The 10000-nt window shown below is 47.0% G+C and carries 11 protein-coding genes; all 11 read left to right on the top strand.

Translation table 11 applies throughout. From position 1 onward, the window contains the following. On the top strand, positions 1-620 hold a 620-nt coding region (locus LDL40_RS05330), incomplete at its 5' end, for an AAA family ATPase (protein WP_300994135.1). Then, positions 617-1843 carry a lipopolysaccharide assembly protein LapB gene (locus LDL40_RS05325; RefSeq protein WP_300994134.1) on the top strand — a complete coding sequence of 409 codons (1227 nt, stop codon included), beginning with the start codon at positions 617-619 and terminating at the stop codon, positions 1841-1843. The genes LDL40_RS05330 and LDL40_RS05325, both read left to right, overlap by 4 nt. A gap of 4 nt (positions 1844-1847) precedes the next feature. Continuing rightward, positions 1848-3593 (top strand): GspE/PulE family protein, encoded by a 1746-nt coding sequence (locus LDL40_RS05320; protein ID WP_300994133.1) that lies wholly within the window; start codon positions 1848-1850, stop codon positions 3591-3593. Beyond that, positions 3593-4810 (top strand): type II secretion system F family protein, encoded by a 1218-nt coding sequence (locus LDL40_RS05315; protein WP_300994132.1) that lies wholly within the window; start codon positions 3593-3595, stop codon positions 4808-4810. Before LDL40_RS05320 ends, LDL40_RS05315 begins: the two co-directional genes overlap by 1 nt. Before the next feature lie 104 nt (positions 4811-4914). After that, a complete protein-coding gene (locus LDL40_RS05310; RefSeq protein WP_300994131.1) occupies positions 4915-5565 on the top strand; it encodes a prepilin-type N-terminal cleavage/methylation domain-containing protein in 651 nt (216 codons plus the stop codon). A gap of 33 nt (positions 5566-5598) precedes the next feature. After that, positions 5599-6171 carry a prepilin-type N-terminal cleavage/methylation domain-containing protein gene (locus LDL40_RS05305; RefSeq protein ID WP_300994130.1) on the top strand — a complete coding sequence of 191 codons (573 nt, stop codon included), beginning with the start codon at positions 5599-5601 and terminating at the stop codon, positions 6169-6171. Between the two features lie 25 nt (positions 6172-6196). After that, entirely contained in the window at positions 6197-6733 is a 537-nt protein-coding gene (locus LDL40_RS05300) for a Tfp pilus assembly protein FimT/FimU (protein ID WP_300994129.1), read from the top strand. After that, positions 6727-7293 (top strand): prepilin-type N-terminal cleavage/methylation domain-containing protein, encoded by a 567-nt coding sequence (locus LDL40_RS05295; protein WP_300994128.1) that lies wholly within the window; start codon positions 6727-6729, stop codon positions 7291-7293. Before LDL40_RS05300 ends, LDL40_RS05295 begins: the two co-directional genes overlap by 7 nt. Further along, the gene (locus LDL40_RS05290) at positions 7293-8096 is read left to right on the top strand and encodes a type II secretion system protein J (protein WP_300994127.1); all 804 of its coding nucleotides are present in this window, start codon (positions 7293-7295) and stop codon (positions 8094-8096) included. The genes LDL40_RS05295 and LDL40_RS05290 overlap by 1 nt, the downstream gene beginning before the upstream one ends. After that, positions 8086-8538, top strand: a complete 453-nt coding sequence (locus LDL40_RS05285) for a pilus assembly PilX N-terminal domain-containing protein (protein ID WP_300994126.1) — start codon at positions 8086-8088, stop codon at positions 8536-8538. Before LDL40_RS05290 ends, LDL40_RS05285 begins: the two co-directional genes overlap by 11 nt. Continuing rightward, positions 8535-10000: hypothetical protein (locus LDL40_RS05280; RefSeq protein WP_300994124.1), on the top strand; the 1466-nt coding region annotated here is incomplete at its 3' end. The genes LDL40_RS05285 and LDL40_RS05280, both read left to right, overlap by 4 nt.

Genomic DNA, 10000 nt, shown 5'->3' with positions numbered 1-10000 from the left:
AAACTGATGGTATAGACAATCAGCAATTAGTGCAGTTAGTTCAGCATTGTCTGGTAGCGTTGGCCGCAGAAGGCAAAAGAGTAGTGTTGATCATTGATGAAGCCCAGGCTTTACCTGACGATACGCTGGAAGCTTTAAGGCTGTTAACCAACCTTGAAACTGAACAACGTAAGCTGTTGCAAGTAGTTTTATTTGGTCAGCCTGAGCTGGATAAACGTCTGGCCAGTTACAAATTTCGTCAATTACGCCAGCGTGTAAGTTTTTCTTATTATTTGCGCGGCATGTCATACGAGGAAGTACAGGCTTATGTTAATACCCGTATTGATATAGCTGGCGTGCGTCAGCCACTGTTTTCTCCTGGTGCGTTAAAAGCCATTTGGAAATACAGCAGAGGCATACCGCGTTTGGTGAACGTATTGAGTCATAAGGGGCTGATGTTGGCTTTTGGTGAAGATAAGCTGCAGGTTGATACGAAACATTTGCGTTATGCCGCCAAAGACACAGAGGATGTGAAAGATCATATGTCTGCAGTAAGCCCTTTGGTCGCAGGACTTATGGCTACAGTGTTATTGATCGCTGCCGCAGCCGCTGCCTGGCACTTCAGAGGTTTGTGGTTATGAGTGTGATTAATAAAATGCTGCGTGATTTAGATCAGCAGCAACATCAAAGAAACCACAGTGGGTTGGTGTTTAAGCCTAAACCTAAGGCAAATCTGCTGTTGTGGGGAGCTGTGCCCTTGGCTTTATGTGCGGGTTGGGGCGGACAACTTTGGTACAACAGTTATGTTTCTGGTCAGCCTGAACCGGCTGTCACTGCTGCGAAACCTGAAAAAACACCTGTTGATGCTGTGGCGGTGATCAATGAATTACTACCTGCTGCTAAAAATCAGGCTGCACAGAGCTCAGCCACTGTGGCACAAACAGAGCAGGTTGTGACTTTGCAGGATGTGGTCGCAGATCGGATATCTCCGGAGGTAGCCGCTCGGCTTGGCAAAACTACATCAGTGGAACGCGCTCAGGTTGCTGATACCGAATTGAAGCCTTTTGCAAGCCAGCCTGTGGCTGAAGAGCGTGTTGTCGAGGTGGTACTGGCAGAACCTGAAGAAGTGTTTGCTAACCAGAGTGCTGCAGCAGAGCAGGTGCAGGTGAGTGCTTTTGAGCAAAGTGGCGATTTTACCGATGCTTCGGACTCTGGTGGTGAAACGGATTGGCAACAGGAGCCACAAGTTCAGGATAAACCCCGTACTCTGGCTATTGAAAAAGTCCAGTTGACACCACAACAGCAAAAAGACTTGTTCAGACAAAAAGCTCAGAAAGCCGAAGGCAAAGGGGATCTGCTGCAAAGTATTGAGTATTGGCAGCAGATACGGCAATTAGCTCCGGCTGAAAGTGAAGCTTATATTGAGTTGTCGCGACTGGCTCAAATTCAGCGTAAAGATCAGGACGCTGTGCTAATCCTTGAGCAGGCACTGGCAACTGGTGTGCAGGATCCAAAACTGTCCATGGCCTTAGCCGCGTTAGCATTAAAGCAACAGGATTGGGCTAAAGCTCTTTCTTACCTTCAATATGAACCAGACATCTTTAATTACGTTGATTTTTATGCATTAAAAGCCGCGGCATTACAAAAGACTAATCAGCACCCCCAAGCTGTGCAGGTATTCCAGCAACTCGCCAGGCAACAGCCGGATCAGGCGCGTTGGTGGCTTGGTATGGCCTTGAGCTACGATGCCTTACAACAACCGGCACAGGCGTTGCTGGCTTATCGCCAGGCGACAGTGAATGGCCAGACGTTGTCCGCTGGCAGCCTGGACTATGTCAAAAAACGTATTGCGGCGTTAGAGTGATTTTATGTTAAAACCCAGATTAAAAATGCGGCTTGGTGATTTGTTGGTGCATGAAAGCATCATCACTGAGCAACAATTGCAGCAAGCCTTAGCGCAGCAGCAAAAAACTGGCCGCAAGCTTGGCAGTAGCTTAATTGATATGCAGTTTCTGACAGAAGATCAGTTGCTGCAGTTTTTGTCTCAACAGCTCAAAGTAGATTTACTGGATATCAGTTCGCAGCAAATCGACCCCAAAGCAGTTGCCTTATTACCTGAAGTACACGCCCGCCGTTTCCGCGCTTTAGTACTGGAAGACAGAGGTAGCTCTGTGTTGCTGGGGATGAGTGACCCGGCAGATTTATCTGTATTAGACCAGATAGCGCCTATGCTGGCGCCTAAAGAAATATCTATTGCGATAGTGCGCGAAAGCCAGTTGATTAGTGCTTTTGACCGTTTGTATCGTCGTACCAAACAAATAGAAAGTTTTGCCACCCAGCTCAAAGAAGAATATGCCGAAACCGACATACTGGACTTTGGTGCTTTGAGCGATCCGACAGATAACGACAACACTATAGTGAAACTGCTGCAGTCCATTTTTGAGGATGCGGTGCAGGTACGGGCTTCGGATATTCATATAGAGCCTGATGAAAAACTACTGCGGATCCGTCAGCGTGTGGATGGTGTGCTGCAGGAAAATGTTCTGAAGGAAGTCAGTATAGTTCCGGCTCTGGTATTGCGGTTAAAACTGATGGCACAACTGGATATTTCAGAAAAACGTTTGCCGCAGGATGGTCGTTTTCAGATCAAAATCAAAGGCCGTACTATTGATGTGCGGATGTCGACTATGCCAGTGCAGTACGGTGAGTCTGTGGTGATGCGTTTGCTGGACCAATCTGCCGGTTTGTTGACTATGGAACAAACAGGTATGCCGCCTGCATTGCTGAAACGCTTGCGTCGTATTTTAAAAACTCCTCACGGTATGATTCTGGTGACAGGTCCCACAGGTTCGGGTAAAACCACCAGTCTTTATGGCATGCTCAGCGAGCTGAATAAAGAAGGTAATAAAATAATTACGGTGGAAGACCCGGTGGAATACCGCTTGCCCCGTATTAATCAGGTGCAGGTGAACCACAAAATTGGCCTAACTTTCAGTAATGTCTTAAGAACCAGCTTGCGTCAGGATCCGGATATCATCATGGTCGGTGAGATGCGGGACCAGGAAACCGCAGAAATTGGTTTACGTGGTGCTTTAACAGGTCACCTTGTGTTATCCACCTTGCACACGAACGATGCTGTCAGTAGTACTTTGCGCTTAGTTGATATGGGCGCCGCTGAGTATTTGGTTGCCAGTGCGTTAAGAGCTATTCTGGCGCAACGCCTGGTACGACGTTTATGTCCGCACTGCAAAAAGACCTATACACCGGACTCCTCCGAGCTCAGTTGGCTACAACATAAGCATATAGCGCCAAACCAGCTATTCTGGCGTGGCGAAGGCTGTCAAAACTGCAACCATACCGGCTATTCAGGGCGTATAGGTGTGTTTGAATTGCTGGTAATGAACCGCGAGCTGGCGGATGCATTGCGGCGTAAAGACGCCGATGCTTTTGCTATGGCTGCCCGCAATAATGATGGCTTCCGTCCTTTGGGCGATATGGCGCTGGACTATGCAATGCAAGGACTGACCAGCATAGAAGAAGTGATTAAGGTCTCTGAATACCTTGAGCTGGAAGAACCTGTGTCTGTTCAGGTTACAGAGCAGGGGCATAGTTAATGGCTATTTTTAGCTATACCGCCAGAGACAGGCAGGGGCAATCCGTAAGCGGCAGTATTGAAGCCAGCAGCGAAATGGCGGCAGCAGATCTGCTGCTAAAACGCAGCCAGATCCCGATTAAAATCCAGCTACAGGAAGATAAACCTGCAGCTGAGTCCATAGTTTGGCCCTGGCAGCGGGTCAGCATGACCGAGCTGATTATCTTTTCCCGCCAGATGTATTCCTTGATGAAAGCCGGTATTCCTATTATCCGCGCTATTGTGGGGTTGGCGGAAAGCACCAGCTCAAAAGCTTTGCATGGCATATTGCTGGATCTGGCAGAGCAATTGGAAAAAGGCCGTACTTTGTCTGCGGCTATGGCGCAACACCCTAAAATATTCAGCCGTCTGGTTGTCTCATTGGTGCATGTCGGCGAAAACACAGGTCGATTAGACGAATCCTTTTTACAACTTTCCGGCTATTTTGAGCAGGAGCTGGAAACCAAAAAACAAATCAGGCAAGCGACCCGCTATCCGTCTTTTGTGTTGTTTGCCATTGTAGTAGCCATGGTGCTGATGAATATGCTGGTGATACCGCAGTTTTCAGCCATGTTTGCAAAATTTCATACTGAATTACCCTGGGCCACCCGTTTTTTACTGGGAAGCTCAAATCTCTTTATCAATTACTGGGAATTGATGCTGGCCGCGCTGGTTGGCGCCGTCTGGGCATTAAAGTTGTATTTACAAACTGACCAGGGCAGCCATCAGTGGAGTCACTGGAAACTCAAAACACCTTTGATGGGCTCTATTATAGTACGGGCTACGTTAGGGCGTTTTAGTCGTAGTTTTTCCATGATGCTCAGAGCAGGGGTGCCACTGACTTCCGCACTCACCTTAGTCGCAGAAGCCGTAGACAATGAATATATGTCAGAGAAAATCCGCGAGATGCGGAAAAATATAGAAAGAGGTGAAAGCCTGCTGCGGGTGGCTGTGCAAAGTGAGTTATTTACTCCTTTGGTGTTGCAGATGTTAGCTGTAGGAGAGGAAACAGGACAAATAGACGAAATGTTGACGGAAGTTGCCTCTTTTTACGAAAGAGAAGTGGCATACGACTTGAAAGCACTGACTGCAAAGATAGAGCCTATTTTGATCTGTATTGTCTCTGGAATGGTGCTGATTTTGGCCTTAGGTATCTTCACGCCTATGTGGGATATGCTTAATGCGTACAAGGGTGGTTAGTAAATAATCAGTAAAATGAAAAAAATGGAAGACAAGTTGATAATAGTGAGTAAAATAGATTCAATTAGCGATAAACTAACAAATAAAGGTATGGGGTTAACAGTATGAGACAGCAAAGAGGTTTCACTATTATCGAAATTATCATTGTAGTGATAATTTTGGGTTTATTGGCAGCAACTGCATTACCGCGGTTTTTAAACATCACAGAGCAGGCGGAAGATGCCTCTATTGATGGTATAGCCGGTGGTTTTGCATCAGCCGTAGGTTTAGTTCGTGGCCAATGGGAAGTGGAAACTCGTCCTGTTGGTAACGGCCTGGATGGCACCACAGCAGCAGCGAACATCACCACTGTTGCTATTGATGGTGTTCGAATTGCAATTAACGGTAATGGCGTTGGGACTGGTGTTAGTTTGGGTTTCCCAACGGCCAATCCATTAACTACAACGCCGGCTCTGACGGACTCGCGTCATACAGCCACTACAGCTTTGCGTTGTCAGGAAGTATTGCAACTGATTCTGCAAAATGGCCCAAGCTCCATAGTGGATGCTGCGGGTGTTGATATTACAGATGTGCAGTCATCAGGTGCGACCTTATATGTACAGGAAGGCGCAGCAGCGAATGCAAACATTTGTTATTACTACCAGGTGGCTGGCATGACAGCATTACCAAACCCGGACGGCACTGAAACTGGCTACAATGGATTCAGATACAATCCATTAAACGGTTCAGTCGTAGTATTTAAGAATAAGCCTTAACAAAGAATTTAATTAATCACTGAGGGATAACGTATGAAGACTTTCAATAAAACTCAACAAGGTTTCACCTTGGTTGAACTGATCATAGTGATCGTAATTTTAGGTATTTTAGCTGTAACAGCGGCACCACGCTTTTTGAATTTCCAGGGTGATGCAAAAGCCTCTGTATTATCTGGTGTTCAGGGTAGTGTCAGAGCTGCTATCAGTTTAGTGAATGGTAAAGCGCTGATATCATCGCAAAACACTACAGCCTTGTCTTGTTTTGACGATAACGCGGTCCGCGCCGCCACTACTATTGAAACCTCTGCAACACCTGTTGCTCCGTTAAACACCAGTTGCGCGTCGGGTGTAGACGTGGTTTTTGGCGCTCCTGATGCTGATGTCGCCGCCATTAACGCTATTGTTGATTTGCCGGATAATTTTGTAGTGCACGATGTACAGTCTGGTGCGGCTTTGACTGACCCTTTAACTGTTACTGCAAGCACTGTAGTAATGGCAGCCTCATTAGCTGACTTAAGAGCGGGCAATTGTCTGGTGCGTTACACTGAAGCTACTGCTACAACCGAAGCTACAGTGACTGTAGAAAACGCAGCTGCTTGTGAATAATGTCTAACGCTGGGGCGACCAGGCAGTGCAATCTAAATCAGCAGGTTTTACCCTGATTGAGTTGATAATTGTTGTTTTGCTGCTTGGTATAGTCTCGGCAACAGCTTTACCACGTTTTTTGGGTAAAGCGGGTGTTGAAGAAATTACGGCGCAGGACCAGATCATTTCTGTCCTGCGCCGTATGCAAACTCAAGCCATGCAGCAGACTTCTGCTGCATTTTGCCATCAATTGATCCTGACCCAAACCCAATTAGGTTTTCCGAATATTTTACCTTGTGATGCTGATACCACTACAACACAACTGACAGCTGCGGCCGACCAAAATTCCACTTTACAGTTTAACATTCCGGCCAATAGCTCTTTAAGTTTAAGTCTGTTTAATACCTCCGCAGTCACAGGTGGTACAAGTCAAACTCTGCCTTTTGTTTTTAGGTTCAATGCATTAGGGCGTGTGGTGACGAGTACTGGCGCTGTTATAGCAACTGGATTGCGCATTGAAATTACCGATGCAGTAACCTATCGCATTTGTATTGAGCCTGAAGGCTATATTCATTCATGTTAGTCAGGTCTTTTTCCTCAACCCGCAGACAGCAGTCAGCTTTTACCCTGATTGAAATTATCGTTGGCATAGTAGTGCTTGCGATTGCTTTGGTGATCATCACAGGAGCTTTAGGGCCACTTTTTAAAAAAAGTGCCGATCCCTGGCATCAGGTGCGGGCATCTGAATTAGCTCATAGTTTATTAAACGAAATTATGGCGCGTTCCTTTGATGAAAACTCTGACAGAGCTGGCGGTGAGTTTCGTTGTGGGGAGGCAGGTTTTGCCTCCTGCAGTACGTTTTGTTCTGACCCCACGGTAAATGTAGCAGAAGCGGAAACACGTTCCGGCTATGATGATGTTGACGACTTTAACGGGTTACAACTCAGTGGCAGCGATATAGTGGGTAGCACAGGTAATCTGGCACTGAATAATTTATACCTTGGGTATCAGGCGAACGTGGCTGTTGCTTGCGCTGGCGGCGATTTAGCGCAGCCGCAAGACGCTGTGAAAAGGATCACTGTCACTATTACAACGCCATCTGGTGAGGCTCTGGCATTTTCGGCGTACCGGAGTAACTGGTAATGAAGCATAGCCGCAATCAGGGTTTTACTTTAATTGAACTGATCCTGGTTATTGTTGTGCTGGGAATAGTGGCTTTGGCGACCACAAGTTATCTGGGATTAGGAGCTCAGATGTATGCCGATGCTGCAGCACGGGATAAGTTATTGAGTCAAAGTCGTTTTGCAGTAGAACGTATCACCCGCGAGTTACGTAACGTAGTTCCTAACAGTGTTCGAACCTGGACAGAGGGCAGTAGTCAATGTATAGAGTTTGCGCCGTTACTGCAGGCGGGTCGTTACGAGTCTAATCTGGTCAGCCCGATTCGTTTATTCAGTGCCGCAGGTTGGAGTGGTTTGGTCGCCTCTCCCACAGTGTTGATGGCGGTTTATCCGGTCAACGCGACCACAGATATTTATCAGCAACAAAGAGTGGCTTCCACTTTAGGCTTGACAGTAGATGCTGCCAATAACAGGATACTGAACGTTGCTTTCAGTTTTAGCGGCACTGTGCCCAACTCTCCCAGCCAACGTATGTATTTTATGACAGCTCCAGTGGTGTATTGTGTTGTTGGTTCCGAACTCAGGCGTTATCAGCGCAGCAGCATCACCTCGTCCGTTGCATCCGCAGCTTTGCCTGGCTATGTCTTAATGGCTGAAGGTATTGATACGGCTTTTTATAGCTCCAATGCGGCTTCGCCCTTTAGCTATGAAAATAGTGTGGTATTAACCCGTAATGCAGTTGTGCATATCAGGTTGGCCTTCAAATCAGACTTCAACGATAGCTTGGTTTTTAATCAGGAGATCCATATCCCCAATGTGCCCTGATGTTTTTGTCTCTTACCGGAATAAACAGCGAGGTAGTGCGCTGGTTATTGCTATTTTTATCATAGTAGTGATGACGATTTTGGTGGCTGCGTTATCTAAAATGCTGATCGGCAGTTCCGAAAGCGTGAGTTACGAAGTATTAGGGACCAGAGCATTCTTTGCGGCGCAGTCAGGTATGGAGCAAGGTTTAAGCCAGCTGTTTCCGTTGTCTGCCACCTCAAGCTATTGTGCCCCTATTGGTGTTACAGGATCTGAAGCTGAAGTAACAGTCAATTTTACTGCCAATGGACTTCAGGGTTGCAGTTACACCTTAAGTTGCGACTCCGGGCGTGCCACTGCCGCCGTGACCGAAACTGTTTATTACCAACTGACCAGCACAGGAAGCTGTGGTACTGGCCAGTTACAAACCTCGCGCACCATCCAGATGGAAGTATGGCAATGAGTTTTTTGCGATTTTTGTCCTTTTTAGTGATGCTGCTTGCAGTTTCACAGGTCAATGCAGCCACCTACAGCCTGATTTCGCCAAACCGTCCTGCTTTATGTAGCGGTAATCAGGGTACCTGGAGCGGTAACGTTTATATATGTAACTGGGGGCAGCCCTTTGCTGTTGCTTCCGGAGACGTTATTACGTCGAACACTAATATCAGAATATTATCTTACAGCGGCTTTAATCTCACCAATGTGACCCTGGGAGGTACTGGCTACACCATAGATCTTGAAGCTCAGGGCGGAAATGAAACCCGACTGACCGGCTCTACTCTTTATGGTTCTATATACGGCTCGAGTAATAATGTCCGACTGCAAACCGGCACGGTAGTGCAGGGCGCAGTCTCAGTGACTGGAACATTCCAGTCAACCAATGCCACCATAGCCGGTAATGTCAGTGCAAATGCGGGTATAGTTGCAACTGATACCCTATTTTATGCAAACCTGACCTCGTCCAACAGTTCCATCAGTCTGACCAGAGGCATTGTTTATAATAATGTCACAGTCACAGCTCAAACCCTGACCGCAACAGGCACTATTTTTAATGGTAATATTCTGTCCACTAACGGCAATATCACGCTGACCGATGCGGATGTGGCGGGCAATGTGTCAGCGCCTAGCAATGCGATCACTGCAACTAACACTGATATAGCAGGCACAGTAACGGCAAACGGCAATATTGTGCTAACCAATGTTGAAGTTGATGGCAAAGTCACAAGTACCTCCAATACAGTTTCAGGCAGTGGTACCGTCTTTGGGAATGGCATCAGCGGTCACAGTGGTATTCAGGTGACTGGTGGGTCGATAGTCGGGGATTTGAGATCAGGCTGCAATAATATTGTGTTAAACAGTACTACGATGAGCTCTGGTACTATCCAGACCACCCCAACTCTGGGCAGCGGCTGTGCTGCCGATAAAATCGAGTTTAATAACAGTACTGTCAATGCCAGTATTTTGGGTGGGCCGAACAACGTCTATCTTAACGACACACAATTCACCGGCGATATTAAGGCCAGATTTAACGTTGAACTGGATAACAGTACTGTGTATGGCAATATCAGCGGGGAACCTGGTTTTGCTTTGCATACTGTGGATCTGGATGACTCTTATGTATACGGTAATGTGACGGTAAATACTTCATTTGGCGATATCACAGGTAACTGGCCAAACAGCGCAATATACGGTAACTGTTCTTATGACTACGTCACCCCCTCATTGTGTTCAACGGCGCAACCAGCGGCTGCGGATGCCTACTGGAAATTTGATGAAACCCTGTGGAATGGCAGTTCAAATGAAGTGTTGGACTCCTCGGTAAACCTCAAGCATGGTCGCTCCCGTAATGGCGCCAACACTGCTGTTATTGACCCCTCGCCAGCCTCTTGTACTTTTGGTGATTTCCAGCGTGGTTCGTCGTCGTC

This window comes from Rheinheimera sp. (assembly GCF_020217005.1).
Classification (GTDB): domain Bacteria; phylum Pseudomonadota; class Gammaproteobacteria; order Enterobacterales; family Alteromonadaceae; genus Pararheinheimera.
The sequence above is the reverse complement of the archived record's forward strand: the minus strand, read 5'-3'. Positions and strand labels throughout refer to the sequence as shown.

Coding starts and splice junctions, on each gene's coding strand:
- LDL40_RS05325 (WP_300994134.1), top strand. CDS start 617: ATGAGTGTGATTAATAAAATGCTGCGTGATTTAGATCAGCAGCAACAT.
- LDL40_RS05320 (WP_300994133.1), top strand. CDS start 1,848: ATGTTAAAACCCAGATTAAAAATGCGGCTTGGTGATTTGTTGGTGCAT.
- LDL40_RS05315 (WP_300994132.1), top strand. CDS start 3,593: ATGGCTATTTTTAGCTATACCGCCAGAGACAGGCAGGGGCAATCCGTA.
- LDL40_RS05310 (WP_300994131.1), top strand. CDS start 4,915: ATGAGACAGCAAAGAGGTTTCACTATTATCGAAATTATCATTGTAGTG.
- LDL40_RS05305 (WP_300994130.1), top strand. CDS start 5,599: ATGAAGACTTTCAATAAAACTCAACAAGGTTTCACCTTGGTTGAACTG.
- LDL40_RS05295 (WP_300994128.1), top strand. CDS start 6,727: ATGTTAGTCAGGTCTTTTTCCTCAACCCGCAGACAGCAGTCAGCTTTT.
- LDL40_RS05290 (WP_300994127.1), top strand. CDS start 7,293: ATGAAGCATAGCCGCAATCAGGGTTTTACTTTAATTGAACTGATCCTG.
- LDL40_RS05285 (WP_300994126.1), top strand. CDS start 8,086: ATGTGCCCTGATGTTTTTGTCTCTTACCGGAATAAACAGCGAGGTAGT.